The organism is Streptomyces sp. NPDC004134 (assembly GCF_042874195.1).
Classification (GTDB): Bacteria; Actinomycetota; Actinomycetes; order Streptomycetales; family Streptomycetaceae; genus Streptomyces.
In genome coordinates this window covers 54,048-78,563 of record NZ_JBIAMS010000002.1, presented here as the reverse complement: position 1 = coordinate 78,563, position 24,516 = coordinate 54,048, and the positions used below count along the sequence as shown (strand labels likewise).

Sequence of the window (24,516 nt, the reverse complement as noted above, 5' to 3'; positions counted from 1 at the left end):
TGCGGCCCTTCCTCACCGACGGTGCAAGCCGCGCCGCGCCCGGTCAGGGCGTGCCGGTGAAGCTCTCAGGTCCGGATGACAGAGGGGGAGGCCGTACGGGTGCCCGGCCCAGGGGCATCCGCGAAGGTCCGCGCGACCAGGAGGCCCCTTTGTCCGAGACGAACGCCCACCGCATCCCGCTGTCCGACCTGGAGCGCGGCACGCCCTTCGAGCAGCGCCACATAGGACCGGACGCGGGTGACCGGGCCAAGATGCTCGCCCAGGTCGGCTACGGCTCGCTGGACGAGCTGACGGAGGCCGCCGTACCCGGCCCGATCAAGGGCACCGGCGCGTTCGCGCTGCCCCCGGCCCGCTCCGAGGCCGGGGTGCTTGCCGAGCTGCGCGGGCTGGCGGCGCGCAACGAGGTGCTCACCTCCATGATCGGACTCGGCTACCACGGCACCCACACGCCGCCCGTCATCCTGCGCAACGTCATGGAGAACCCCGCCTGGTACACGGCGTACACCCCGTACCAGCCCGAGATCTCCCAGGGCCGGCTGGAGGCGCTGCTCAACTTCCAGACCGTCGTCTCCGACCTCACCGGGCTGCCCACCGCCGGCGCCTCGCTGCTCGACGAGGGCACGGCCGCCGCCGAGGCGATGGCCCTGTCCCGGCGCGTCGGCAAGGTCAAGGACGGCGTCTTCCTGGTCGACGCCGACACCCTGCCGCAGACCGTCGCCGTGCTGCGCACCCGCGCCGAGCCGACCGGCGTCGAGGTCGTCGTCGCGGACCTCGCCGGCGGCATCCCCGCGGAGGCGGCAGAGCGCGGCGTCTTCGGCGTGCTGCTGCAGTACCCGGGTGCCTCCGGTGCCGTACGGGACCTCGCGCCCGTCATCGAGCGGGCGCACGAGCTGGGCGCCGTCGTCACCGTCGCCGCCGACCTCCTCGCGCTCACCCTGCTGACCTCGCCCGGGGCGCTCGGCGCCGACATCGCGGTCGGCTCCAGCCAGCGGTTCGGGGTCCCGATGGGCTTCGGCGGGCCGCACGCCGGCTACATGTCCGTACGCGAGAAGTTCGCGCGCAGCCTGCCGGGGCGGCTCGTCGGCGTCTCCAAGGACGCGGACGGCGCGCAGGCGTACCGGCTGGCCCTCCAGACGCGCGAGCAGCACATCCGCCGCGAGAGGGCCACCAGCAACATCTGTACCGCGCAGGTGCTGCTCGCGGTGATGGCCTCGATGTACGCCGTCTACCACGGCCCCGAGGGCCTGGCGGCCATCGCCCGGCGCACCCACCGCTTCGCCTCGATACTCGCCGCGGGGCTGCGGGCCGGCGGCGCCGACGTGGTGCACGACGCGTTCTTCGACACCGTCACCGTCCGCGTCCCCGGCCGGGCCGCCGAGGTGACCGCCCGCGCCCGCAACGCCGGCGTCAACCTCCGCCTCGCCGACGCCGACCACGTCGGCATCTCCTGTGACGAGACCACCGTCCGCGACCACCTGGCCGTCGTCTGGGACGCCTTCGGCGTCACCGGCCGGGACGTCGGTGAGCTGGACGCCGCCACCGACGACGCGCTGCCCGCCGGGCTGCTGCGCACGGACGAGTACCTGACCCACCCGGTCTTCCACCGGCACCGCTCCGAGACCGCCCTGCTGCGCTACCTGCGCACGCTCGCCGACCGGGACTACGCGCTGGACCGCGGCATGATCCCGCTCGGTTCCTGCACGATGAAGCTGAACGCGACCGCCGAGATGGAGGCCGTCACCTGGCCCGAGTTCGCCGGGCTGCACCCCTTCGCGCCCGCCGACCAGGCCGCGGGCTATCTGACCCTCATCCGCGAGCTGGAGGAGGGCCTGGCCGCCGTCACCGGCTACGACAAGGTCTCCCTGCAGCCCAACGCCGGATCGCAGGGCGAACTGGCGGGCCTGCTGGCCGTACGGGCGTACCACCGCGCCAACGGCGACGAGCGCCGCACCGTCTGCCTCATCCCGTCCTCCGCCCACGGCACCAACGCCGCCTCCGCGGTGATGGCCGGCATGAAGGTCGTGGTCGTGAAGACCGCCGAGAACGGCGAGGTCGACGCGGAGGACCTGCGCGCGAAGATCGGGCAGCACGGCGACGAGCTGGCCGTGCTCATGGTCACCTACCCCTCGACGCACGGCGTGTTCGAGGAGCACATCACGGAGATCTGCGACGCCGTGCACGCCGCCGGCGGCCAGGTGTACGTGGACGGCGCCAACCTCAACGCGCTCGTCGGTCTCGCGGGCCCCGGGAAGTTCGGCGGCGACGTCTCGCACCTCAACCTGCACAAGACGTTCTGCATCCCGCACGGCGGCGGCGGTCCCGGTGTCGGCCCGGTCGCGGTCCGGGAGCACCTGGCCCCGTACCTGCCGAACCACCCGCTGCAGCCCGCCGCGGGCCCCGAGACGGGCGTGGGCCCGGTCTCGGCGGCGCCGTGGGGCTCGGCCGGGATCCTGCCGATCTCGTGGGCGTACATGAAGCTCATGGGCGAGGACGGGCTGCGCCGCGCCAGCCAGGTCGCGGTGCTGGGCGCCAATTACGTGGCCAAGCGGCTGGAGCCGCACTTCCCGGTGCTGTACGCGGGTCCCGGCGGGCTCGTCGCGCACGAGTGCATCGTCGACGTACGGCCGCTGACCAAGGCGACCGGCGTGTCCATCGACGACGTCGCCAAGCGGCTGATCGACTACGGCTTCCACGCCCCGACGATGTCGTTCCCGGTGGCCGGGACGCTGATGATCGAGCCGACCGAGAGCGAGAACCTGAGCGAACTCGACCGGTTCTGCGAGGCCATGATCGCGATCCGGCGGGAGATCGAGCGGGTCGGTACAGGGGAGTGGGACAAGGACGACAACCCGCTGGTCGGTGCGCCGCACACCGCGGCGCAGCTCGCGGGGGAGTGGAAGCACCCGTACGGGCGCGAGGAGGCCGTCTTCCCGGCCGGGGTGACGCCCGCGGACAAGTACTGGCCGCCGGTGCGCCGGATCGACGGCGCCTACGGCGATCGGAACCTGGTGTGCTCGTGCCCCCCGTTGGACGAGTACGACGCCTGACGTACGCCCGCGCGCGTCACGCACCCGGCCCGGCGCCCCCGCGCCGGGCCGGTGGCGTGCGGGGCCGGTGGACGGCCGCGGCGACCGGCGGACGGCGGCCCTGGCCGCCGCCCGGGCAGGTCAGGCCGCGGCGGTCACGTCGTCGGCGTTCGGCGGCCGGTGCGGCGCGATGATCCGGCCGTCGGGCAGCAGCTCGCCGGTGTCCTCGAACAGCAGAACGCCGTTGCAGAGCAGGCTCCAGCCCTGCTCCGGGTGGTTCGCCACCGGGCGCGCCGCCTCCCGGTCGGTGGACTGGGCGGTGGGACAGGGTGGCTGGTGCTGGCACATGGCTGGGTACTCTCGCCGTTTCGTGGTCTCGGTCCTGCGGTCTGCAGATGTCATCGCCGCCCCCGTGTCGACTCGTTCCGCAACCAGTGTTCCCCTGCGCGCGTCAATTCGCAGGGATTTACCGGCAGGTGGTCTCCGGGGCAGAAGACGCATCACCCTCGCGGGCGGTTGCTCGGTGCCAGACCATCCTTTCGGGGGGTGCACCGGCCGGGAGTGGACTAGTCCACAGCGGTGATCAGACCGTGACCTCGCCGTGATCAGGCGGAGGAGCCGAGGAGCCGCGCGCCCGCCAGCCGGTCGCGCAGCGCAGGGAGCAGGTCGCCGGCGCGGACCGCGCGGTGGGCCCTGATGCCGGGCGGCGCGGGCGCCAGCGGCACCAGCAGGTCCGCCGGGTCGACCGTGCCCGACTCGGCCGGCGCGGTGGCGTCGGCGCGCAGCCAGAGCGTCACCATGTACAGCTCGGGGACGGACAGCAGCCGGGGCTGCAGCAGGGTGGGCAGCGACTCGGCCTGGCGCAGGGCGCGTTGGGTGGAGGCGACGTACGGGCCCTCGGAGAAGTGCGAGAACGCCCAGCCGTCCGGGGTGATCCGCGCCTCCGCGGCGGCGACGACCCGGCCCTCGGCGGCGAGGTGGAACCGCCAGCCGGTGAGCGCCGCGTGCGGTGTGCCGGCCGCGGCGCCGACCTCGTCCAGTACGTGGACGGGCAGCGCGTCCGTCGCGTCCGCCGGGCTCCCCGACGCCGGTGCGAGCGCACGGGTCCCGCGCACCGCCGTCGGGGACTTCAGCGCGGCGTTGACGCTGCGCAGAGCCGGGGAGGGGGGCGTAAGGACGCTGATCGGCATAGGGGTCGCCTACCTTCGACAGACGTGGAGCAGAGCAGGGGGCAAGATGCGGACGGCGCTGTCTGCTAGCGGGGCCAGAGGGGACCGCATCCGTGCAAGGGGGCGCCAACTCTCTGCCTCGTTCGCGAATTTTATACGACTACCGGTGGAAGTCCTTCCGCCTGGCCGTCCGGGTGAATTCCGCAAGAGGATTCTCGGTCGAATATCCGCTGGTCTTTCCGGAACATCAGCGAGAATCGCCTGACGGGCGCGGTAACGGCCGGCACCCGGGGTCGGCCGGATCTCGCCGGTGATTGCGACCAGTCGGCGGTCCGTGCGCCGCGCGCCGGCGGTGTGCAGTCGGAACGATGCCGTCCGGCGCGGGCGGCCAGCGTAGCCGACGATACGGCGGCTGCGGGCGTCAGGGTACCCGCGCCTGGGCATCATCCCTGGCAGCCGAGCCGAGGAGGAACCTCGATGGGCGAGAAGGTCGTGGCCGGCGGGTTCGACCTGTCCGACCGCCACCGCTATCGGCAGCGGCTCCGCGAGTGTCTCGTGGGGCTGGAGCGCCTGCTGGAGGAGAAGAGATTCGACCGCCCGCAGAATCTGATGGGGCTGGAGATCGAATTGAATCTCGTCGGTGCGGACGGCATGCCGCGCATGATGAACACGGAAGTGCTGGAGCGCATCGCCAGCCCCGACTTCCAGACCGAGCTGGCCCAGTTCAACCTGGAAGTCAACATCGCGCCCCACCGGCTCGCCGACCGGGTGTTCGACCAGCTCGCGGAGGAGCTGCGCACCGGGCTGTGGTACGCCGACCGGCAGGCGCGCGAAGTGGGCGCGGGGATCGTGATGATCGGCATCCTGCCGACGCTCACCGCCGCCGACCTGGTCTCCGCCAACCTCTCCGAGGTCGACCGCTTCCACCGGCTCAACGAGCAGATCCTCGCGGCCCGCGGCGAGGAGATCCACCTGGACATGCACGGTGTGGAGGAGCTGACGTACACCACCGGCTCCATCGCCTCCGAGGCCGCGTGCACCTCCGTGCAGATGCATCTCCAGGTCACGCCCAACCGGTTCGCCGACGTCTGGAACGCCTCGCAGGCGGCGGCGGCCGTGCAGGTCGCGCTCGGCGCCAACGCGCCGTTCGTCTTCGGCCGGGAGCTGCTCAGCGAGTCGCGGCCCGAGCTGTTCCTCCAGGCCACCGACACCCGGCCGCCGGAGTACCGCGCGCAGGGCGTGCGCCCGCGCGTCTGGTTCGGCGAGCGCTGGATCACCGAGCCGCTGGAGCTGTTCGAGGAGAACCTCCGCTACTTCCCCTCGCTGCTGCCGCTCTGCGCCGCGGAGGACCCGCTGCGCCTCCTGGACGAGGGCGGGGTGCCGGAGCTGTCGGAACTGGTGCTGCACAACGGCACCGTCTACCGCTGGAACCGGCCCGTGTACGACATCGCCGGCGGCGTCCCGCACCTGCGGGTCGAGAACCGGGTGCTGCCCGCGGGCCCGACCGTGACCGACGTCGTCGCCAACGCGGCGTTCTACTACGGCCTCGTACGCACCCTCGCCGACGAGCAGCGGCCCGTCTGGGGCCGGCTGCCCTTCGACGGCGCGGCGGCCAACTTCGCCGCCGCCTGCCGGGACGGCATCGACGCCACGCTCGTGTGGCCGGGACGGCGGCGGCTCGGCGGGGTGGCGCGGGTGCCGGTGGCGAAGCTCGTACGGGACGAACTGCTGCCCATGGCCGCCTCCGGGCTGGACGCCTGGGGCGTCGACCCGGCCGATCGCGACCGCTACCTCGGGGTCATCGAGGAGCGCTGCCGGCGGCGGGTCAACGGGGCGTCGTGGCAGTCGGCGGCGTTCCACCGGGCGCTGGGGCGCGGGCTGGACCGGGGGGCGGCGCTCGCGGAGATGACGCGGCGCTACGTGGAGCTGACGCGCACGGAGGAGCCGGTGCACCGCTGGCCGGTGGACTGACGCGGGGCGCGGCGGCGGGCAGGCGGCTGGCCGGGCGCGCGGCGCCGGTGCCGGTGCGCGTACGGCCTGCGCCCCGGGGCGTACGGGCGGTGCTGCGGGCCGTTTCGGCCCGGGCTTCGGGGCGTACGGGCAGCGTCCCGGCGTCTGCGGGCTGCGCCCCGGCCCGTACGGCTCAGGACAGCGCCGCCTTCGCGCCGGCGTCGGTCACCGCCCGCAGCAGCACCGCGTGGATCTCCTTCGGGTCCGTCACCCGGTACGACTCGCCCCCGACCGCCTCCGCGATCCGCCCGCACGCCTCGATGTCCGCGTCCGGTCCGATGCCGATCGCGATCAGGCCCACCGGCCGCTCCGGGTCGGCGATCTCGCGCAGCCGCGCGGCGAGGTCCGCGGCGGAGACGCTGCCCGGGTCCTCGTTGGCGCCGTCGGTGAGCAGCACGACCGCGTTGAAGCGGCCCGGCGCGTACTCCTTGACCTGCCGCTCGTACGCCGCAAGCGCCGTGTCGTACAGGCCCGTCGCACCGTCCGGCACCGGCTGGAGGCCGCCGAAGGCGCTCGCGAGCAGCTCGCGGTGGCTGGTGCCGTCGTCGGTGCGCTGGGCCAGCCGCGTGGTGCCGGTGACCTCCTCGTAGTCCTGCTCGCCCGCAAGCCGGGTGGAGAACCGCCACAGGCCGATCTCGTCCTCGCCGGTGAACTGGGAGAGCGCCTGGATGAGCGCGTTCTTGGTGACGTCCATCCGGGTCTGGCCCGCCTCGCCGGGAACCAGCTCGCCCATCGAGCCGGAGACGTCGACCACCGTCGTCAGCCGGGCGCTCTGCACCGTGACGGTCCACATGCCGAGGACCGAGGCGACCTCGTCGGGGGCCGGCGGTTCCGCGGGCTGCGCGTCGAAGGGCTGCGGGGCCGCGCCGCCGGCGGCCATCGCCAGGTCCGCGTCGAGGCGCCCCTCGGGGGAGCGGAAGCCCTGGCGGCGCAGCAGGCCGGTCGTCTTGGCGTCGGTCAGGAGCCGCTGGAAGCGGCTGGCGGCGCGGACCCGGTCCATCGCCATGGCGTCGTTGTCGACGATCGTGTACGGGTAGTCGAGCGCGACCGTGCCGCCCTCCGGGTAGAACATGTCGAGCCGCCCGCCCGTGTTCGCGCCCGCGTTGTGGCGGAACGCGGCCTGCTCGGAGAGGAACAGCGCGTCGTTGTCCTTCGGGTCGTCGAGACCGGAGTCGGGGAGGGACGCCAGCACCGCCGTGTCGCCGGGCTCGACGCGCTCGGAGAGCAGCTTGGCGGTCGCGGCGGTACGGGTGTCCGCGTCCTTGCCGCCGGCGCGGTGCATCGCCGTGAGCGCGAGCGCGCCGGTGGCGCTCACGGCCGGGTCGGCGGTGCCGAGGCGCAGGCCGGCGCCGTCGCCCAGCGCGGCGTCCGTCAGTTCGGCCCAGCCGTACGTCTTCTCCGGCCAGCCGAGTTTGCGGGCGCCGTCCCGGAGGGCGGCCATGCCGACGGGTGAGCTGGCCAGCCGGGTCACCTCGTCGATGCTCGCACCCCCGCCGCCGGCGGTGACCATGCCCGTCCAGATGCTGGAGTCCGGTATCCAGACCTGGAAGTCGGGCCGGGTGTCCTTGCTGCGCAGCGCCTGGGCGACCTCGGCGGCGGGCCGCGCGCGCACCTCGATGTCCAGGCAGCGGCCGTCCGACTTCAGCTCGGCGGCGCGGGCGCGCTCGGCGGTCTTGCGGACGACGGGGGCGATGTCGGGCGAGGCGACGACGGCCAGTTCGAGGTCCGCGCCGGCGCACGGGTCGTCCTGCGGCAGCAGCCCGGCCTGCACGGCGACCAGCGCTCCGGCGCCGATCGCCAGGACGAGGGCGGTCGCGATGACCACCGTGCGGCCCCGTACGCTGCGCCGCAGCGGGGCTTCGTCCGTTCCGTACGCATCGGGCAAGCTGTGTCGTCCCATGGTCGTCCCCCCGGACAGCCGCATATTGGTCACGTGTTTTTTCCGCGACCCTAGCGACACGGTGGGGCCCATGGGGAGGGATTGACCAATTGGAGGAGCGCGTGCAGGACCAGTCCCGCCGGATGCTGAGCAGCGAAACGCTGCTGGTGCTGGCGCTGTCCCTGGGGGCGAGCGCGGTCTCGGCCCTGATCAGCTTCATCGGCTCGGTGACCCGGTCAGAAGGGCTGAAGGAGCAGTCGGCCAACCTCAACTCCTCTGCCGCGCCCGGGCGCCCGTGGCTGGATCTCGCGTGGCAGCTCTTCGGGATCACGACCGCGCTGGTGCCGGTGGCGCTCGTGGCGTACCTGCTGGTGCGCGAGCGCGCGGGCGGGCTGAGCGCGGTGGGCTTCGACCACCGGCGGCCGCGTTTCGACCTGGGCTGGGGCGCGGCCGTGGCGGCGGTGGTCGGCGGCACGGGGCTGGCGTTCTACCTGGGCGCGCGGGCGGCGGGGTTCAATCTGACCGTCGTACCGGAGTCGCTGCCCGACGTGTGGTGGAAGATCCCGGTGCTGATCCTCTCCGCGGTGCAGAACTCCGTGGTGGAGGAGGTCATCGTCGTCGGCTATCTGCTGCGCCGGCTGGACCAACTGGGCTGGACCCCGAAGGCGTCGCTGGCGGCCAGCTCGCTGCTGCGCGGGACGTACCACCTGTACCAGGGGATCGGCGGCTTCATCGGCAACGCGGTGATGGGCGTGCTGTTCGTCCTGCTGTACCGGCGGTGGGGGCGGGTCGGGCCGCTGGTGGCGGCGCACGCCTTCATCGACATCGTGGCGTTCGTGGGGTACGCGCTGCTGGCGGGGAAGGTGGGGTGGCTGCCTACGGAATAAACGACTCCGGCCCGGTGGGCCGGTGCCGGCGGTCAATTCTCCCTGTTCCACAGTCTTGACGGTGGTCTGACAATAGATAAAGTCTAGACCAATGCCCCCCATGCAGGGAGAGACAAGATGCGCAGTCTCAAAAAGCGTGCAGCGATCGTCGCCGCGACCGTGACCCCGCTGGTCGTGCTCGCCCTCCCGGCCCCGCAGGCGAGCGCACACGGCTGGATCACCTCGCCCCCGAGCCGGCAGCAGCAGTGCAAAGCGGGCACGGTCTCGTGTGGTCAGATCCAGTGGGAGCCGCAGAGCGTCGAGGGCCCCAAGGGCCTGACGAGCTGTCACGGCGGCAACAGCCGCTTCGCCGAGCTCAACGACGACAGCAAGGGCTGGGCGGTCACCAACATCAACAGGACCCAGTCGTTCAACTGGCAGATCACCGCCAACCACCGCACGAGCACGTGGCAGTACTTCGTCGGCGGCCAGAAGGTCGCGGAGTTCAACGACGGCGGCGCGCAGCCGCCCTCGCAGTTCAGCCACACGGTCAACTTCGGCAACATCACCGGCCGGCAGAAGGTCCTGGCCGTGTGGAACGTGTACGACACGGGAAACGCCTTCTACGCCTGCATCGACGTCAACATCCGCTGACGCCGACCCGCCCGTAACGGCAGCAACAGACCCCCGGGGACCAGCCGGCCCCCGGGGGTTCGGTGTGCCCGGGCCACCCCACCCGGAACCCGGCCCGCCACCGGGCTCACCGTTGCCGGCGGCGGCCCGGTTCGTGGACGACTGCGGCACCCGTATCTCAGACCGCGAGGCGGCCGGGCACGGCATCCGGGCACGGCATCCCGGCAAGGGCGGCCCCGGTGAAGTAGCCGTCCGGGTCGACCCCGGTTCTGGCGGCGCGGGCGGTGAATCGGTACGTCATGGCGGGGTTCTGCCAGCGTGTCCGACTGAGCTGCACTGCAGGGGCGCGCTCGGAGTGATAGGACACAACTCCGCGGGGGCACTGCCTGCGATGCCCCCGCACAGTGCCCGATCAGCTCCAGGTCATATTGATCTCGCGCTCGAAATTGACGTATCCGGCACGTCGGAAGGCGTTCGCCATCGGGACGTTGCCGAGGTCTGTGGACGCACGGATGCGGGGGACGTTCTGCTGCGCAAGGACACGGGTGCCCTCGGCGAGAAGGTCGTTGATGTAGCCATTGCCGCGGTGGGAGGGAAGGACCGCGATGTAGGCGATGATCGCGTTGTAACCGTTGTGGGCGGGCAGGACGAACCCGACTGGTTGGCCGTGGGGAAGAGTGGCGATCCGCCACCAGTCCCGTGGACTGGTGTAGCGCGCGAGTTCGCCCTCGTAGTGCTTCAAGACCGCCTCTTGGGCGGACATCCGGGTCTGGTCCTCACGGCTGTGCGCGTCCAGCGTGCCATCCAGGACCAAGGCCATCAGAGCCATGAGTTCCTCGGCGTCACCGAGTGGCCGGAACACCAGACGCCCGCTGGACTCGGGAACTGATGATTCCGGACGCCATTCCAGGCGCAGTCGTTCGACGAGGAGCCGGGCACCCGTACGTTCCAGTACCGCCATGCGGCTCTCTACGGCCTGTCTGGCAGGCGTGTCCTCACGCCAGTCCGGCGGGATGAAACGGCTGTACTCAGGGGGGCGCGACCCATCCGGCAGGGTAGCGGCCATGGCGGTCCGGAGAAGCCGCACCCCGATGTCCATGTGCTCGGGATTCGAGGCGCTGTCGTCGATGTCGAGGACATCCAGGATGAGGGGCGAGCCGCTACCTGGCCGACTCCACCAGGCGGCCCTGGCCGCCAGGCGGTCACCGCGCAGGGCAACCCACATCCATTCCGGACGCCGCCGGCCGACGGCAAGGTCGTCTGCCAGTTCGTCGTTGAGGACATAGGGCAGTTGGGAGAAGAGGTCGAGTTCTTCGCGTCCATTGATCGGACGCATGATCAGGTCGTTCTGTTCCACGGTCAAGGCACGCTCCGGTGAAGGCGCCCGTCCGCTCCGGGGTCAGACGCGGTCCGCGCCCCGGGAGGACACAAGCGCAGTGATCATGGCGATCATGGGCTTACCCCTCCTCTCGCTGTCGTGCTCCCCGCCTTGCTGGAAGGAGCTCAAGCCGCAACGTCTATCCAAGTGCGGCCCGGTGCGCAAATTCTTTTCGATCACTCCCCGGCCATGGCGACACGAGGGCCGGGGAGATGCCCGGGGCGGGCTCCCGGAGCCTGCCACTGCCCGGATGCCGGCGTACCGGACTCGACGGCGTCGCTGATGTCCCGGCTGGCGGGCCCGCGCGCCGTGCATGGGGCAAGGCCAGGTCATCTCAGGCAGGGCCAGTTCGATGGAGGGACACGCAGGTGACCTGTCTCAGCGAAGATTCCGCTGTCCCGTCTCAGATGATCCGGTCCGAGGCCGTGGCTGCGACCTGATGCGACTAGTTCAAGTGAGACGCGTCGTAGCAGGAAATCTCAAAGGATCCGGTCCGGTGGTGGCAGTTCGAGGTGCCGCCACGCTGACAGGGGTGCGGACTGCCCCGGACCAAGGTCCACGCGCTGGCGGCCGGACACCTCAACTTCTCCGGGCGGGTTGCTTTGCGAGTGTCGGCGATATATCGTTGACGTGTCGCAATCGATCGTAGAAGGAAACCGGAAGAGGTGATGGCCATGGGATCCCATGGACACGGATACGGCCCGCGCGGCGGGCGGCGCTCGGCGTTCGGGGGGTTCGGCCCGCCGTTCGGGCCGCCCTTCGGGCGGGGGCGTGGCGGGCCGCGGGGGCGGGCTCGGCGGGGGGATGTGCGGGCGTCGATTCTGGCCCTGCTCAAGGACCGGGGCATGCACGGGTACGAGATGATCCAGGAGATCTCCGAGCGCAGTGGCGGGGCCTGGAAACCCAGTCCCGGCTCGGTGTATCCGACGCTGCAACTGCTGGAGGACGAGGGCCTGATCGTCAGCGCCACGGAGGGCGGAAAGAAGCTGTTCTCGCTCACCGACGCCGGGCGGGAGGAGGCCGAGTCCGGGCCCGAGGCGCCCTGGGAGGACGCCGGGCGCGGGGTCGACTGGGAGGCGCTGCAGGAGGTCCGGCAGTCGGGCTTCGCGCTTGCCGAGGCGTTTCGGCAGGTGTACACCACTGGCACTCCCGAGCAGCGCCAGGAGGCGCTGGCCGTCGTCAACGACGCCCGGAAGAAGCTCTACCTGATCCTCGCCGAGGAGAACTGAGCCCCGGCGCCCGGTTCGGCCGGCCGGGCGCCGCGGCTCAGCCGCGCGCGGGAGCCGTCAGCGCGCCGGGCCCGCTCCCTTCGCCAGTGGCAGGGACTCGATGCGGCCCGCGTCGCAGACCTCGCCGAGCGGCCACGCGGTGTCCGTGTGGTGGTACGTGTCCGGCGGGATGACCTGCAGCTCCGCCGGCTTCGGGCGGCAGGCGCCGCTCGCGTCGTCCGAGCCGCTGGCGACCACCGTCCAGTGCAGCCGGCTCCACGCCGAGGCGCCGGGGGCGAGCGTCTGCATGGCCGGGGTGCGGCTGCCGTCCCGTACCACCCTGGTCGGGACCTTCGTGCCGTCGGCCCTGACCAGTTGCAGGCCGGTCCAGCCGCGGGTGCGGCAGGTGGCGTCCGAGTCGTTGGTGAGGACGAGCGCCGCGTAGCGGTTGCCCGCCGCCGGGTTGAGCGGGCGTACGGAGGCCGCCAGGTCGCCCGTACGGCACCACGGGGCCGCCGCCGAATCGCCGGCCGCCGTCTTCGGTTCCGTCTTCGGCTCCGCCTTCAGCGGCTCCACGGCCGCGCCCCCGTCCGTCTTGCCGTCCACCGCGTCGCCGGGCGCCTGCTCCGGTTCGGCGCCGTCCTTCGCGGGCGCGTCCTGCTGCGCCCCGTCCCCGTTCTGCGCACTGTCGTTCCCGTCGGCACTCCGTGCCGGCAGGGGCTTGGAGTTGCCCGCGTTGTCCGTGCCGTCCGCGGACCCGCCGCCGGAACTCGCGCCGCAGCCTGCGGCCAGCAGCCCTGCCGCCGCGAGGGCGGCGAGGGCGATGCGGGTGCGGGCGCGGCCGGGCTGTCGTGTCATGTCTTCCCCCTGGCTGCTCGGAGTGACCAGATCGTGGGGTGTCGGTCGTTGGACCCGTCCGGGGAGCGATCGGTTCCACCGAGTGGATGCCCGCGTGCGGAGGGGAGGATGCGCGGTCTGCGCCCGCGCGCCTCATGTCAGCAGCAACGAAGAATGACACTCATGTACGGCGCTGACATAATCGCCCGCATGCAGCAGTCATTCGACAGGCGCGCCGGGCTCGGGCTCGCGCTGGCCTCCGCGCTCGCGTTCGGCGGTTCCGGGGTGGCGGCCAAGCCGCTCATCGAGCAGGGCATGGACTCGCTGCACGTGGTGTGGCTGCGTATCGCGGGGGCCGCGCTGGTGCTGCTGCCGCTCGCCTGGCGGCACCGCACGCTGGTACGGGAGCGGCCGGCGCTGCTCGCCGGGTTCGGCGTGCTCGCGGTCGCCGGCGTGCAGGCGTTCTACTTCGCGGCCATCGCCAGGATCCCGGTCGGGGTGGGGCTGCTCATCGAGTTCTTCGGTCCCGCGCTGGTGCTGGGCTGGGTGCGGTTCGTCCAGCGGCGGCCGGTCACCCGGCAGGCGGCGGTCGGCGTGCTGTTCGCGGTCACCGGGCTGGCGTGCGTGGTCGAGGTCTGGGCCGGCCTCGGCTTCGACGCGCTCGGGCTGCTCCTCGCCTTCGGCGCGGCCTGCTGCCAGTGCGCATACTTCGTCCTCGCCGGGCACGGCGCCGACTCCGCCGACGGCAAGGCGCCGAACCCGCTGGGCGTCATCGCGTACGGGCTGATCGTCGGCGCCGTCGTGCTCACCCTCGTCTCCCGGCCCTGGAACCTGGAGTGGTCGCTGCTCGGCGAGCGCGCCGAACTCGGCGACATGCGGCCGCCCGCCTGGACGCTGATCGTCTGGATCGTCCTGGTCACGACCGTGCTGGCGTATCTGTTCGGTGTCCTCGCCGTGCGCCGGCTCTCGCCGCCGGTGGCGGGGGTCGTCGCGTGTCTGGAGGCGGTCGTCGCGTCGGTGCTGGCGTGGGTGCTGCTCGCGGAGCACCTGGGCGCGGCGCAGATCGTGGGCGGCGCGCTGGTGCTGATCGGCGCGTTCACCGCGCAACTGGCGGCGCCCGCGTCCGGTTCCGGCGAGCGGGGCGAGCCGGTGGCCGGGAACGTGCCGCGGCCGCGCGAGGGCGGCGGGGAGCCGTCCGGCGACGCGCCCGCGGCACCCACCGCCGACGCGTCGCCGCCGGGTCAGCCCGCGGGCAGGTAGCCGGGCGGCTCGACGCCCGGGGCGAGGTCGTCGGCCGGTACGGGCGCTCCGTACACGGGGGCGACCGGCACCACGCCCGTCCAGTACGGCAGTTCCAGGTCCTCCGGCTCGTCCTCCGGGCCGCCGGTGCGCGTCTTGACCGAGACCTCCCCGATGGCGAGCCGGAGCACCGCCGTCTTGGCCAGCTCCTTGGCGTTCGCGCGCCGGGAGTCGTCGGCCCGGCCGGGGACGACGTGGTCGACGATCGCGTCGAGGGCCATCGTCCGCTCGTCGTGGTCGGTCACGGCGTAGGCGTCGCCGTGCAGCACCGCGGAGCGGTAGTTGATCGAGTGGTGGAACGCGGAGCGGGCCAGCACCAGCCCGTCGACGTGCGTGACCGTCAGGCACACCGGCAGTCCGGTGTCCTCGGCCCGGCCGGCGGTGCGCAGCGGGCGGGAGCCGGTGGAGCCGTGCACGTACACCTGCTCGCCGACGCGCGCGTAGAGCGTGGGCAGGACGACGGGGCGGCCGTCCCGGACGAAGCCGAGGTGGCAGACGTAGCCGGCGTCGAGCACGGAGTGCACCACGTCGCGGTCGTACGACGCGCGCTCGCGGGAGCGCGTCGGCACGGTGCGGTCGGTGGGGCGGTAGGCGGCGGGGGGCGTGGTGGACACGGGCGGCTCCCTCTGTGCTCGGCGGTGCTCGGTGGTACGTGCCGTCCGCAGCGCGGCGGCGGCGGTGTCGAGTTGCGATTCCTATTGCACTAGTGCAATATATGGTTTGTGCTAGGAGAGTATCGGATCGAAGGCCGGGGCGCAGCAGAGATCTCCGCCAGCATCGAGCGCGGGATCGGCGCCGGCGCGCTCCAGCCCGGCGCCCCGCTGCCGCCGCTGCGCGCGCTGGCCGCGGAGCTGGCGGTCAACCCGAACACGGTGGCCGCCGCGTACCGCATGCTGCGCGAGCGCGGCGTCGTCGAGACCGCGGGCCGGCGCGGCACCCGCGTGCGCGCCCGCCCCGCCACCGCGCCCCGCGAGCAGATCAGCGTCGCCGTGCCGCCCGGCGCCCGCGACCTGTCCACCGGCAACCCCGACCCCGCCCTGCTGCCCCCGCTCGCCGGCGCCCTCGCCGCCGCGGCCGCCCGGCACGCCACGTCCCCCGTGCTCTACGGCGACGAGGGCGTCGCCCCCGAACTGGCCCGCCTCGCCCGCGCCGACTTCGATGCCGACGGCGTGCCCCCGGGGCCCGTCGCCGTCACCTCCGGCTCGCTGGACGCGATCGAGCGCGCACTCGCCGCCCATCTGCGCCCCGGCGACGCGGTCGCGGTCGAGGACCCCGCCTGGGGCAGCCTGCTCGACCTCGTGCCCGCGCTCGGTCTGCGGCCGGTACCGGTCGAGCTGGACGACGAAGGGCCCCTCCCGGAGCGCACCGCGGCGGCGCTCGCCTCCGGCGCGCGCGCCCTCGTCGTGACCTCCCGCGCGCAGAACCCGACCGGTGCCGCGCTCACCCCGGAGCGCGCCGCCGACCTGCGCGCCGTCCTGGCCCGGCACCCGGACGTGCTGCTCGTTGAGGACGACCACGGCCACGCGATCGCCGACCTGCCGTTCCAGCCGCTGGCCGGCGCCGCGCGGCACTGGCTCGCGGTGCGCTCCGCCGCCAAGGCGTACGGGCCCGACCTGCGGCTCGCGGTGCTCACCGGGGACCGGGTGACCGTGGACCGCGTGGAGGGCCGCCAGCGCCTCGGTCCCGGCTGGGTCAGCCGGCTGCTCCAGGACACGGTCGTCCACCTGCGCCGCAGCGGGATCCTTGACCCGGCGGCGGTCGCCCGCTCGTACGGCGAGCGGCGCGAGGCGCTGCTGACGGCGCTGAGGCGGCGCGGGGTCGAGGCCGCCGGGCGCAGCGGCATGAACGTCTGGCTGCCCGTCCCCGACGAGACCTCCGCCGTCACCCAGCTCCTGCGGTCCGGCTGGGCGGCGGCGCCCGGCGCCCGCTTCCGCCTCGCCTCGCCGCCCGGCATCCGGCTGACCGTCTCGCCGCTGGCGGGCGAGGACGTGGAGCCGCTGGCGGACGCGGTGGCGGCGGCGGTACGGCCCGCGCCCGGACGGCGGTGGGTCTGAGGGGCGTACGGGCCGTCCCTGCGTACCGGCGGACGGAACGCCCGTAAGGAGAAGGCCCGGGCCCGGCCGCTACGTCCGCTCCTCCCGCGGGCGGCTGCGCGAGAGCGCCGCGCCCGCCAGCACCACCGCCGCGCCCACCGGCGTGTTCCACGTCAGCTCCTCGCCCAGCAGCGCCACCCCCGCGGCCGTGGCGATGACGGGGATGACGTACGTGACCGTGTGCGCCGTCGTCGGCCCCACGTCCGCCACCAGCCCGTGCTGCACGAGCACCGCGAGCCCCGTGCCCAGCACCCCCAGCGTGACGACCGCCAGCAGCGGCCCGGCCGGCAGGGCGGTCGGCACCGAGGTGAACAGCGCGGTGGCCACGGCCAACTGGGCGGTGCCGAGGAGCAGTTGCGTACCGGCGACGGACAGGTGGGAGTGCCCGAGGCCGGCGAGCGTGCGGCGGACGTAGATCCAGCCCACGGCGTAGCTGGCGGCGGCGAGCAGCGCGAGCACGGTGCCCAGCGGGTCCTGGCCGGTGAAGCCCCGCCACGCGCCGAGGACGGTCAGCACCCCGGCGAACCCGAGCCCGAGCCCCGCGACCCGGCGGCGCGTCGGCCGGTCCTCCCGCAGCGCGACGAGGGCGAGCAGCATCGCCCACAGCGGCGAGGTGGCGTTGCAGATCCCGGCGAGCGAGGAGCTGATGTGCAGCTCGGCGTAGGCGAAGAGGGAGAAGGGCAGCGCGTTGATGAAGAACGCGGCGACCGCGATGTGCCCCCACGTGCGGGCGCCGCGCGGCAGCCGCTCCCGGCGGATCACGAGCGCGGCGACGAGGACGGCGGAGCCGAAGGCCATCCGGCCGAGCGTCACTTGCAGCGGGGCGAAGCCGTCGGTGCCGACCTTGATGAGCAGGAAGCTGAAGCCCCAGACGACCGACAGGGCGGTGAAGCGGACGCGCCAGTCGAGGAGGGGCCGCCGGGACGTGGCGGCCGGGGGAGTGGCTGTGTCGGTGTCCGTGGCTGCTGCCGGTGCCGGGGTCATGGAGCTACGGTGAGCCACGCGTTCCTCGTAGCACAAGCGAGACTTTATGGCCCCTATCTCGTAGCATCACTTACATGTTGAACCTGGAACGCCTGCGCACCCTCGCGGCCGTCGCCCGGCACGGCTCCGTGAGCGCGGCGGCCGGGGGGCTGCACATCACCACCTCCGCCGTCTCCCAGCAACTCGCCAAGCTGGAGCGGGAGACCGGGCAGCAGTTGCTCGCCAAGAACGGCCGCGGCATCCGCCTCACCGACGCGGGACGGCTGCTCGCCGAGCACGCCACCCGGATCCTCTCGCAGGTTGAGGCCGCGCAGTCCGAGCTGGAGGCACACCGCGGGCGGCCCGTCGGCGAGCTGGCGCTCGCGGCGTTCCCGACCGCCGCCCGCGGCCTGTTCCCCGCCGCGCTCGCGGCGCTGCGCCGCGACCATCCCGAGCTGCGCGTACGGCTGCGGGAGCAGGAGCCGGACGAGACGGTGCCCGGCGTCATGCGCGGCGACCACGACCTCGGCGTCGTCCTGGACTGGTACAACAAGCCCCTGCCGCTGCCGCCGGGGCTGTCCCGGGCGCCGCTGCTCGACGACCTCGCGGACGTCGCCGTGCCCGCGGGGCACCCACTGGCGGACCGCGCGGACGTGGTCCTGGAGGACTTCGCGGCCGACGACTGGATCTCCTGGCCGGAGAGCGAGTTCTGCCACGACTGGCTGGTGTTCACCCTCCGCGCCAAGGGCATCGAACCGCACATCGCGCACACCGCGGAGGAGCACCACACGCAGCTCGCGCTCATCGCCGCCGGGCTCGGCGTGGCCGTCGCGCCGCGGCTGGGCCGCGGGGCGGTGCCCGCGGGCGTACGGATCCTGCCCGTACGCGGCGCGATGCGGCGGCACATCTACGCGATCTGGCGCTCCGACGCCGACCGCCGGCCGTCCATCAGGGAGGCGGTACGCGCGCTGCAGGCGGCGGGCCGCGCCCTCTGAGCGCGGCCCGCGGGGCGCCGGGAGCAGGAGGGCCGGGAGCCGGGGCGCCGGGAGCCGGGGCGCCGGGACCGGTGGCCGCCCCACCCGCGGCCGCCCGTCCCCGTACGCTCCCCGCCTTCTGCCGCGTGCGCCGTCAGCCCTGGCGCAGGACGTCCCCGTCGACCCGTACGTCCTCCGCCGGCAGCGGCTGCGTGGCCGGCCCCTGCGCGACGCTGCCGTCCGCGATGGCGAACTTGCTGCCGTGACACGCGCAGTTGATCGTGCCGTCCTCGACGCTGCTGACCAGGCAGCCCTGGTGCGTGCAGACCGCCGAGAACGCCTTGAACTCGCCCGGCTCCGGCTGGGTCACGACCACCTTGCGGTCCTTGAAGATCTTGCCGCCGCCCTCGGGCACCTCGCCGGTGGTGCCGAGCTGCGCGCCGTCGTCGCCGCCTTCCTGCGGCCGCACTTCCGTGCTGCCGGCGTCGCCGGAACCGCCGCCGTCGCCCGCGTCGTCGCCGCAGGCGGCGAGCGCGGCGGCGAGGCCGCCGGCGCCGACGGCGGCCACGACGGTGCGGCGGGCGGTGAGCCGGGCCGGGTTGGGGGATCGCGTCATGGTGGGGCCCTTTCCTGGTGCGCCGGTCGCCCGCCTTGGGCCGGCGGGCCCGGCGTTCTGTTCGTGTGCCTCAGGCCCGTCATACGTACGCCGGGGGGTCGGCGTTCAGCTCGCGGCGCAGGAACGCCAGCTCGAACCAGAGGAGATTCTCGGCGATCGCGTCGTCGGAGATCATGTGCGACGCGCCGGGCACCGGAAGGACGCTGTGCGGCTTGCCCGCGGCCAGCAGCTCGCCGGACAGCCGGAGAGTGTGGGCCGCGACGACGTTGTCGTCCGCGAGGCCGTGGACGAAGAGCAGGGGCCGGCGCAGCCGGTCGCCGAGCCCCACGAGGGACGAACGGTCGTAGTGCTCGGGGTACTTCTCCGGGTGGCCGAGGAAGCGCTCCTGGTAATGGGTGTCGTACAGCCGGGCGTCGGTGACGGGCGCGCCCGCGATGGCCGCGTGGAAGACGTCGGGCCGGGTGAGGACCGCCGCCGCGGCGAGGAAGCCGCCGAACGACCAGCCGCGGATGCCGACCCGGTCCAGGTCGAGGTCCGGATTGCCGGCCGCCGCCGCCTGCAGCCCGCGCACCTGGTCCGCGACGGCCTTGTCCCGTTTGTCCCCGGTGTTCATCCGCTCCCACGACGGCGCGCCTGGCGTGGCCCGCCCGTCGGTGACCAGCACCGCGAAGCCCTGCTCCGCGAACCACTGCGAGACCAGCGTCCACCACCCGCGCGCCGGCACCGCCAGCCGCAGCCCCGGCCCGCCGTACGGGTCGCACAGCACCGGCAGCGGGCCGTCGCCGGGGCTGTGCCACGACGGCAGGAACAGGTTGCTGCGCAGCCCCTCCGGCCCGTCGAGGCGCTGCGGGCCGGGCCGGATCTCCGGCTCCTCGGCGCGGGAGGCGAGCGCCGCGGCCGGGCGGCCCGCGGCCAGCACCCGCGTCGCGGGACCCGCGGGCGTCACGCTCTCCAGCACCGTCGTCCCGCCGCCCGCGGCCGCGGTGTGGTGACCCGGCTCCTCGGTCAGCGGCGCGCAGCCCGGCCCCGGTTCGTACGACCACACGTGCCGCTCCGCCGGGTCCTCGGCCGCCGTGAACAGCACCCGCTCGCCCGCGACCCCCAGCACCGCGCGCACCTGGAGCCCGGCGGGCGAGACGGGCTCGCCGTCGCGCAGGAGGCGGTACGTGTCCGTGGCGGTGTCGTTCGCGACCTGGAGCAGCGCGCCGGACGCGGTCCTGGCCGGGGTCCCCGGCACCAGCCGGGTCCAGTGCGCGTCGCGCGTCTCGGCGAGCACGCGGGTGCCGCCCTTGTCCGGGTCGGCGGCGAGCGTGAGCAGGGTGCGCTGGTCGCGGCTCTGCACACCGAGGAGCGGGCCGTGGGCGTCCCAGCGGACGGTGGCCAGATACTCGTACGCCGCCCGGTCCCACCGCACCTCCGTGCGGCGGCCGTCGAGCGTGACCACGTGCAGCGAGACGTCCGCGTTGGCCGTGCCGGCGACGGGATAGCGCACGGTGCGCGGCTCGGCCGCCGGGTCCGCGGGGTCGGCGAGGTGCCAACGCCGCACCCCGGACTCGTCCACGCGCGCGACGAGCAGCGCGCCGCCGTCCGGGGCCCACCAGTGGCCGCGGTCGCGGTGCATCGACTCGGCGGCGACGTGTTCGGGCAGCCCGTACGTCACGTCCGGCCCCTCCGGCGCCGCGAGCAGCCGGCCGGTGCCGTCCGCGACGGCGGCGACGTGCAGCGCGCCACCGGTGACGTACGCGACGTGCGTGCCGTCGGGGGACAGGCGCGGGTCCACGGCGGGCCCGGCGGCCGGGATCCGGAACGGCGCGGATCCTTCGGTCCGTACCCCCCACAGCTCGCCGCCCAGCGCGAACACCGCGAGCCGCACGGCGGCGTCCGTGGTGTACGAGGTGACCCCCGACGTGCGCGTCCGCGCCCGCTCCCGCCGCACCCGCTCCGCCGCGGGCTCCGCCCCGCCCGGCACCAGCCCGCCCGGATCCGCCAACTCCCGCTCCGCACCCCCCTCGTACAGCCACAGCCGCGCCACGGCATCCGTGCCGCTCCCGGTGCGCAGGAACAGCACGCGCTCGCCGTCCGGCGAGACGGTCACGCCGTGCGGCAGGCCGAGGGTGAACTTGCGGGTGCGGGCGAGGTGGCGGGGGAACTCGGGCGTGGGGTTTGCGTTCATGCCGAGACCATGCCCATAGATCGGCCGACGCCACCAGGGGTTTGCCCTTTGCGGCCGCACTTCGCAGGGGGTCCGACGGGCTCCCGCGGGGCGGACGGCGGTGCCGGCCGTACGGCCCTCAGGCCCCCCGGGGCGGGGCGGCGGGTGCGAGGAGGGCGCGGAGCCGGCCCGGGGGGAGTCCGGATTCGGCGCGTACGACGTGTGTCATGTGGGCCTGGTCGGCGAAGCCGAGCGCGGCCGCGAGGCCGCCGAGGTCGCGCTCGCCCGCGGCCAGGCACTCCAGCGCCCGCGCGACGCGCAGCCGGTTGCGGTAGCGGCTCAGCGTGGCGCCGGTCACCGCCCGGAACACCCGGCTCAGGTGGTGCGGCGAACAGCCCAGCTCGGCGGCGAGGGCGAGCAGCCCCAGCCGCGGGTCCGCGGCCAGCGCCTCCCGGGCGCCGTCGGCGAGCCGCCGCCGGGCCGCGGCCGTGGCCGGTGCGCCGCTCGCCACCCGGCGCGCGTCGAGCTGCGCGAGCGCCGCCGCGGTCAGGGCGACGGCCGACTCGGCGGCGCCGAAGGCGTCCCCGGGCCCGCGGCCCGCGGACGCGCACAGCAGGCGGTGCCGCAGGGCCATCGCGGGCGTGGTGAAGACCAGCCCCTCGGGTACGGCGGGATCGCCGCCCAGCAGCGAGGCGAGCAGCGGCTCCGAGGGCACGAGTTCCGTGTACCGGTCGGCGCCGCGGGGATGCGCGAACTGCTGCTCGCTGCCGAGCCGTTCGACGTACACCGACGCCGGGTCCATCGTCTGCTCCACCCCGTCCACCCGCGCCCGTACGACACCGTCGCGTACGAGGACGAGCCCGAAGACCTCCGCGGCGCGCAGGGGCGTCCACCCGGCGGGCGGATCGCCGCAGCGCACGTCGGCGACGAAGAGGTCGTCGGCGGTGAGGAGCGGGTGCCGCATCACGGCCATGCGATCGAGCCTTGCACACGGGAACGGGGATCGCGCACGAACTTACAAGCGCGGGCGGGGCGATGGGCGGGAGTGTTGCTGCCACACGGGGGCCGCGCGGCGGCCGGCGGAGAGGGGAGCGGAGATGGGACGGACGTACGACGGGGGCGCGGAGCCGGCGGCCGGGGCGGGCGCGGCGGCCGGTGGGGAGAGGGCGGCGGCCAGAGGTGAGAGGGCCGTAACGGGCGGTGAGGCGGCCGGTGGCGCGGGGGAGCCGACCGGCGACGTGACCCGCGGGGCGGGGGACCCGCGGGCGGGAGCGGCCGCCGCCGGCGAGTGGGGGCGCCGGCGGATGCTGCGGGGGATGGGGGCGGTGGCCGCGGGGGCGGTCGCCGCGTCGGCGACCGGGGCCCCGGCTGCCGCCGCACCCCGGTCGCGCCGCGTGCCGGCGGGCGGCCCGGCCGCCGGGTCCGCGGCGGACGGCCCCGCGGCGTCAGAGCCGGGTTGGTCCCGCGCGGACGCCTCCGGTGCGGCGCCCGCCTGGCCGGAGGTCGCCGGGGTGGCCGTGTGCCGGGCCGGGCGGTTCGAGGTGGTGGCGCTGCTGGACGCACACGGGACGTTCCCCCTGTCCCGTACGGACGCCTTCCCCGGCGCCTCCGCCGGCGCGTGGGCTGACTCGCGGCGCGTCGACCCGCGGGCGTTCGGGCCCGGCGACGCCTGGGAACTGGACTTCCGCTGCTTCGCCGTGCGGCGGCCCGGCGGCCGGGTCGTGCTCGTCGACTCCGGCGTGGGGCCGGCCGGCAGCCCCGCCGCGAGCTGGGCGCCGGTGCCGGGACTGCTGCCCGGGCGGCTGGCCGCCGCCGGCATCGCGCCCGGCGACGTGGACGCCGTCGTCCTCAGCCATCTGCACGAGGACCACTACGGCTGGTCCGTCACCCCCGACGGCCGGCCCGCCTTCCCCCGGGCCCGCTACGTCGTCCAGGCCGCGGAACTCGCCGCCCTCGACCCCGGTGACGCCGCGGTGAGGTACGCCGTCGACCCGCTGCGCGCCGCCGGGCGGCTCCACGTCGTCGACGGCGGCACCCGGCTGGCCGGCGGCCGCGGCGGCGCCGTGACGCTCGTACCGACGCCGGGACACACCCCCGGGCACCAGTCGGTGATCGTGGACGGCGGCCGCCGGCAGATCGTCATCGCCGGCGACGTCCTCGTGCACGCGGTGCAGCTCGCCGATCCGGCCGTACGCTACTTCTTCGAAGAAGACCCCGGCCTGGCCCGCCGCACCCGGCACCGGCTCCTGGAACGGGCCCGCGAGCGCGGCGCGGTGCTCGCCACGGCACACCTGAACCGGCCGTTCGTGCCGCTGGGCTGACGGCGTGCGCGCGGTCGCCCGCCTTCAGTTGGGGGTGACGGTGCCGTCCGCGTCCATGGCCGGATGGATCTGACTCGGTCCGTAGTCGTCCACGTCCGAGGGGCGCGGGGTCTCAGGACCGTCGGCTCCGATACGCATCGTCCGCTCCACCCGGACGATCACGAACTTCCGCCCGCACACCTCGACTTCGTTGCCCCGGCGGCGCCGGCGGTAGGCGTCCGCGGCCCGCCGGCAGGCCGCCGCGTCCGCCTTGGGCGGGCCGATCGGCGGGGGGAAGCCGTGCTCGTTGGTGAGGAAGTCGGCCAGCAGCCGCCGCGCCTGCTGCGGCGTGGCGTGCTGGCAGCCGACCATCTCCCACGACTTCTCGTGCTGCTCCAGCACCCGGAACGCCGGGGGCAGCATGACCACGTCGGGGTGGGAGACGACGGCCGCCGCGGAGTCCTCGAGCACCTGGCGGGGAAAGCGGGGGGACGAGTACGCGTACTCCTTCAGCGCCATCCGCAGCAGCGCTTCCGCCGGGCCCGTCGCCGCGTCGGGGTCGATGACGAAGCCCTCGGTGCGCGAGGGGACGTCCTGGTCCTCCCAGCCGTCCGAGTCCGGGTCCGTCGGGCGCGGCGGCTCGGGGCGCCGGCCGTCGGTGCGGGTGAACTCGTCGGCGCGCACGATGCGGTGGCGGACGTCGCCGACCGTCACCTCGTCGACCGGCTCCCGCTCCAGCACCGCCACCGCGGCCAGCAGCCGGCGGCGCTGCTCGCGGTCGCGGACCTTGTCCCTGGCGGTGAACCACAACTGCGAGTTGAGCGCGTCGCGGGCGTCCTGCGGCATGCCGGCGTCCATGTCCGAGCACAGCCGCCAGCGCGGCGCGTCGCCGGGGCGCTGCTCGGCGACGCCGAACAGCGGGCCGCGTACCACCATGTACGGGTAGCGCATCGCGTACTGGGCGGCGTCCGTTTCGGTGACGCGGGCGACCGGGTCGTCCGGGTCGGGGAGGCGGATGGTCACCCGCTGGGGCTCGCGCTCGGCGTTGTCGGGCATGTACCTCAGTGTGCCGGACCGATCACCACAGAGTGACGGCTTTCGCCCGGGCGGCCC

At 74.3% G+C, this 24,516-nt stretch carries 21 protein-coding genes; 9 read left to right on the top strand and 12 right to left on the bottom strand.

The genetic code is table 11. The features are described from left to right. Positions 1-149 precede the first annotated feature (149 nt). Positions 150-3,047 (top strand): aminomethyl-transferring glycine dehydrogenase, encoded by a 2,898-nt coding sequence (gcvP, locus tag ACFYVJ_RS03600; RefSeq protein WP_388886260.1) that lies wholly within the window; start codon positions 150-152, stop codon positions 3,045-3,047. A 120-nt stretch (positions 3,048-3,167) separates the two neighbouring features. On the opposite strand, the gene ACFYVJ_RS03595 is transcribed toward gcvP, so the two are convergent. Both ACFYVJ_RS03595 and ACFYVJ_RS03590 read right to left on the bottom strand, forming a co-directional pair. Then, positions 3,168-3,374: a DUF5999 family protein gene (locus ACFYVJ_RS03595; protein WP_101425852.1), complete on the bottom strand. Its 207-nt coding sequence runs from the start codon at positions 3,372-3,374 to the stop codon at positions 3,168-3,170. A 257-nt stretch (positions 3,375-3,631) separates the two neighbouring features. After that, positions 3,632-4,216, bottom strand: a complete 585-nt coding sequence (locus ACFYVJ_RS03590) for a hypothetical protein (protein WP_388886258.1) — start codon at positions 4,214-4,216, stop codon at positions 3,632-3,634. A gap of 456 nt (positions 4,217-4,672) precedes the next feature. On the opposite strand from ACFYVJ_RS03590, the gene ACFYVJ_RS03585 reads away from it, so the two are divergent. Further along, positions 4,673-6,166 (top strand): glutamate--cysteine ligase, encoded by a 1,494-nt coding sequence (locus tag ACFYVJ_RS03585; protein ID WP_388886256.1) that lies wholly within the window; start codon positions 4,673-4,675, stop codon positions 6,164-6,166. A gap of 172 nt (positions 6,167-6,338) precedes the next feature. Here the strand turns inward: ACFYVJ_RS03585 and ACFYVJ_RS03580 are convergent, their stop codons facing one another. Continuing rightward, entirely contained in the window at positions 6,339-8,105 is a 1,767-nt protein-coding gene (locus ACFYVJ_RS03580; protein ID WP_388886254.1) for a substrate-binding domain-containing protein, read from the bottom strand. Positions 8,106-8,206: 101 nt separating this feature from the next. On the opposite strand from ACFYVJ_RS03580, the gene ACFYVJ_RS03575 reads away from it, so the two are divergent. Then, a complete protein-coding gene (locus ACFYVJ_RS03575) occupies positions 8,207-8,971 on the top strand; it encodes a CPBP family intramembrane glutamic endopeptidase (protein WP_388886252.1) in 765 nt (254 codons plus the stop codon). Between the two features lie 117 nt (positions 8,972-9,088). Continuing rightward, a complete protein-coding gene (locus tag ACFYVJ_RS03570) occupies positions 9,089-9,604 on the top strand; it encodes a lytic polysaccharide monooxygenase auxiliary activity family 9 protein (protein WP_388886250.1) in 516 nt (171 codons plus the stop codon). A 157-nt stretch (positions 9,605-9,761) separates the two neighbouring features. Here the strand turns inward: ACFYVJ_RS03570 and ACFYVJ_RS03565 are convergent, their stop codons facing one another. Both ACFYVJ_RS03565 and ACFYVJ_RS03560 read right to left on the bottom strand, forming a co-directional pair. Continuing rightward, entirely contained in the window at positions 9,762-9,884 is a 123-nt protein-coding gene (locus ACFYVJ_RS03565) for a hypothetical protein (RefSeq protein ID WP_388886249.1), read from the bottom strand. A gap of 111 nt (positions 9,885-9,995) precedes the next feature. Further along, on the bottom strand, positions 9,996-10,919 hold the full coding sequence (locus tag ACFYVJ_RS03560; protein ID WP_388886793.1) for a GNAT family N-acetyltransferase: 924 nt from the start codon (positions 10,917-10,919) through the stop codon (positions 9,996-9,998). Between the two features lie 716 nt (positions 10,920-11,635). Here ACFYVJ_RS03560 and ACFYVJ_RS03555 point away from each other — a divergent pair. After that, a complete protein-coding gene (locus ACFYVJ_RS03555; RefSeq protein ID WP_388886247.1) occupies positions 11,636-12,190 on the top strand; it encodes a PadR family transcriptional regulator in 555 nt (184 codons plus the stop codon). Between the two features lie 57 nt (positions 12,191-12,247). Here the strand turns inward: ACFYVJ_RS03555 and ACFYVJ_RS03550 are convergent, their stop codons facing one another. Next, positions 12,248-13,027 carry a DUF4232 domain-containing protein gene (locus ACFYVJ_RS03550; RefSeq protein WP_388886245.1) on the bottom strand — a complete coding sequence of 260 codons (780 nt, stop codon included), beginning with the start codon at positions 13,025-13,027 and terminating at the stop codon, positions 12,248-12,250. Positions 13,028-13,189: 162 nt separating this feature from the next. Between ACFYVJ_RS03550 and ACFYVJ_RS03545 the strand changes: the two genes are divergently transcribed. Next, positions 13,190-14,266, top strand: a complete 1,077-nt coding sequence (locus ACFYVJ_RS03545; protein WP_388886243.1) for a DMT family transporter — start codon at positions 13,190-13,192, stop codon at positions 14,264-14,266. On the opposite strand, the gene ACFYVJ_RS03540 is transcribed toward ACFYVJ_RS03545, so the two are convergent. Further along, positions 14,248-14,919, bottom strand: coding sequence for a pyridoxamine 5'-phosphate oxidase family protein (locus ACFYVJ_RS03540; RefSeq protein WP_388886241.1), 672 nt, complete (start codon positions 14,917-14,919; stop codon positions 14,248-14,250). The two genes, ACFYVJ_RS03545 and ACFYVJ_RS03540, sit on opposite strands and share 19 nt — an antisense overlap. Before the next feature lie 108 nt (positions 14,920-15,027). Here ACFYVJ_RS03540 and ACFYVJ_RS03535 point away from each other — a divergent pair, with 108 nt between their 5' ends. Next, a complete protein-coding gene (locus ACFYVJ_RS03535) occupies positions 15,028-16,359 on the top strand; it encodes an aminotransferase class I/II-fold pyridoxal phosphate-dependent enzyme (protein ID WP_388886240.1) in 1,332 nt (443 codons plus the stop codon). Between the two features lie 69 nt (positions 16,360-16,428). On the opposite strand, the gene ACFYVJ_RS03530 is transcribed toward ACFYVJ_RS03535, so the two are convergent. Further along, positions 16,429-17,382 (bottom strand): DMT family transporter, encoded by a 954-nt coding sequence (locus ACFYVJ_RS03530; RefSeq protein ID WP_388886238.1) that lies wholly within the window; start codon positions 17,380-17,382, stop codon positions 16,429-16,431. Positions 17,383-17,456: 74 nt separating this feature from the next. Between ACFYVJ_RS03530 and ACFYVJ_RS03525 the strand changes: the two genes are divergently transcribed. Next, a complete protein-coding gene (locus tag ACFYVJ_RS03525) occupies positions 17,457-18,356 on the top strand; it encodes a LysR family transcriptional regulator (protein ID WP_388886236.1) in 900 nt (299 codons plus the stop codon). A gap of 133 nt (positions 18,357-18,489) precedes the next feature. Here the strand turns inward: ACFYVJ_RS03525 and ACFYVJ_RS03520 are convergent, their stop codons facing one another. The 3 genes from ACFYVJ_RS03520 to ACFYVJ_RS03510 form a co-directional block, all read right to left on the bottom strand. After that, positions 18,490-18,951 carry a Rieske (2Fe-2S) protein gene (locus tag ACFYVJ_RS03520; protein WP_388886234.1) on the bottom strand — a complete coding sequence of 154 codons (462 nt, stop codon included), beginning with the start codon at positions 18,949-18,951 and terminating at the stop codon, positions 18,490-18,492. 79 nt (positions 18,952-19,030) lie between these two features. Continuing rightward, on the bottom strand, positions 19,031-21,124 hold the full coding sequence (locus ACFYVJ_RS03515) for a prolyl oligopeptidase family serine peptidase (RefSeq protein WP_388886232.1): 2,094 nt from the start codon (positions 21,122-21,124) through the stop codon (positions 19,031-19,033). Positions 21,125-21,242: 118 nt separating this feature from the next. Beyond that, entirely contained in the window at positions 21,243-22,076 is an 834-nt protein-coding gene (locus ACFYVJ_RS03510; protein ID WP_388886230.1) for a helix-turn-helix domain-containing protein, read from the bottom strand. 124 nt (positions 22,077-22,200) lie between these two features. Here ACFYVJ_RS03510 and ACFYVJ_RS03505 point away from each other — a divergent pair, with 124 nt between their 5' ends. Next, a complete protein-coding gene (locus ACFYVJ_RS03505) occupies positions 22,201-23,424 on the top strand; it encodes an MBL fold metallo-hydrolase (protein ID WP_388886229.1) in 1,224 nt (407 codons plus the stop codon). Positions 23,425-23,448: 24 nt separating this feature from the next. On the opposite strand, the gene ACFYVJ_RS03500 is transcribed toward ACFYVJ_RS03505, so the two are convergent. Then, complete coding sequence (locus ACFYVJ_RS03500) at positions 23,449-24,459, bottom strand: DUF5954 family protein (RefSeq protein ID WP_388886227.1); 1,011 nt, start codon at positions 24,457-24,459, stop codon at positions 23,449-23,451. Positions 24,460-24,516 lie beyond the last annotated feature (57 nt).

Excerpts from the sequence above, each read along its gene's own strand:
- ACFYVJ_RS03595 (WP_101425852.1), bottom strand. The coding sequence starts at position 3,374 with ATGTGCCAGCACCAGCCACCCTGTCCCACCGCCCAGTCCACCGACCGG.
- ACFYVJ_RS03590 (WP_388886258.1), bottom strand. The coding sequence starts at position 4,216 with ATGCCGATCAGCGTCCTTACGCCCCCCTCCCCGGCTCTGCGCAGCGTC.
- ACFYVJ_RS03585 (WP_388886256.1), top strand. The coding sequence starts at position 4,673 with ATGGGCGAGAAGGTCGTGGCCGGCGGGTTCGACCTGTCCGACCGCCAC.
- ACFYVJ_RS03580 (WP_388886254.1), bottom strand. The coding sequence starts at position 8,105 with ATGGGACGACACAGCTTGCCCGATGCGTACGGAACGGACGAAGCCCCG.
- ACFYVJ_RS03570 (WP_388886250.1), top strand. The coding sequence starts at position 9,089 with ATGCGCAGTCTCAAAAAGCGTGCAGCGATCGTCGCCGCGACCGTGACC.
- ACFYVJ_RS03565 (WP_388886249.1), bottom strand. The coding sequence starts at position 9,884 with ATGACGTACCGATTCACCGCCCGCGCCGCCAGAACCGGGGTCGACCCG.
- ACFYVJ_RS03560 (WP_388886793.1), bottom strand. The coding sequence starts at position 10,919 with ATGCGTCCGATCAATGGACGCGAAGAACTCGACCTCTTCTCCCAACTG.
- ACFYVJ_RS03555 (WP_388886247.1), top strand. The coding sequence starts at position 11,636 with ATGGGATCCCATGGACACGGATACGGCCCGCGCGGCGGGCGGCGCTCG.
- ACFYVJ_RS03550 (WP_388886245.1), bottom strand. The coding sequence starts at position 13,027 with ATGACACGACAGCCCGGCCGCGCCCGCACCCGCATCGCCCTCGCCGCC.
- ACFYVJ_RS03545 (WP_388886243.1), top strand. The coding sequence starts at position 13,190 with ATGTACGGCGCTGACATAATCGCCCGCATGCAGCAGTCATTCGACAGG.
- ACFYVJ_RS03530 (WP_388886238.1), bottom strand. The coding sequence starts at position 17,382 with ATGACCCCGGCACCGGCAGCAGCCACGGACACCGACACAGCCACTCCC.
- ACFYVJ_RS03525 (WP_388886236.1), top strand. The coding sequence starts at position 17,457 with ATGTTGAACCTGGAACGCCTGCGCACCCTCGCGGCCGTCGCCCGGCAC.
- ACFYVJ_RS03520 (WP_388886234.1), bottom strand. The coding sequence starts at position 18,951 with ATGACGCGATCCCCCAACCCGGCCCGGCTCACCGCCCGCCGCACCGTC.
- ACFYVJ_RS03515 (WP_388886232.1), bottom strand. The coding sequence starts at position 21,124 with ATGAACGCAAACCCCACGCCCGAGTTCCCCCGCCACCTCGCCCGCACC.
- ACFYVJ_RS03510 (WP_388886230.1), bottom strand. The coding sequence starts at position 22,076 with ATGGCCGTGATGCGGCACCCGCTCCTCACCGCCGACGACCTCTTCGTC.
- ACFYVJ_RS03505 (WP_388886229.1), top strand. The coding sequence starts at position 22,201 with ATGGGACGGACGTACGACGGGGGCGCGGAGCCGGCGGCCGGGGCGGGC.
- ACFYVJ_RS03500 (WP_388886227.1), bottom strand. The coding sequence starts at position 24,459 with ATGCCCGACAACGCCGAGCGCGAGCCCCAGCGGGTGACCATCCGCCTC.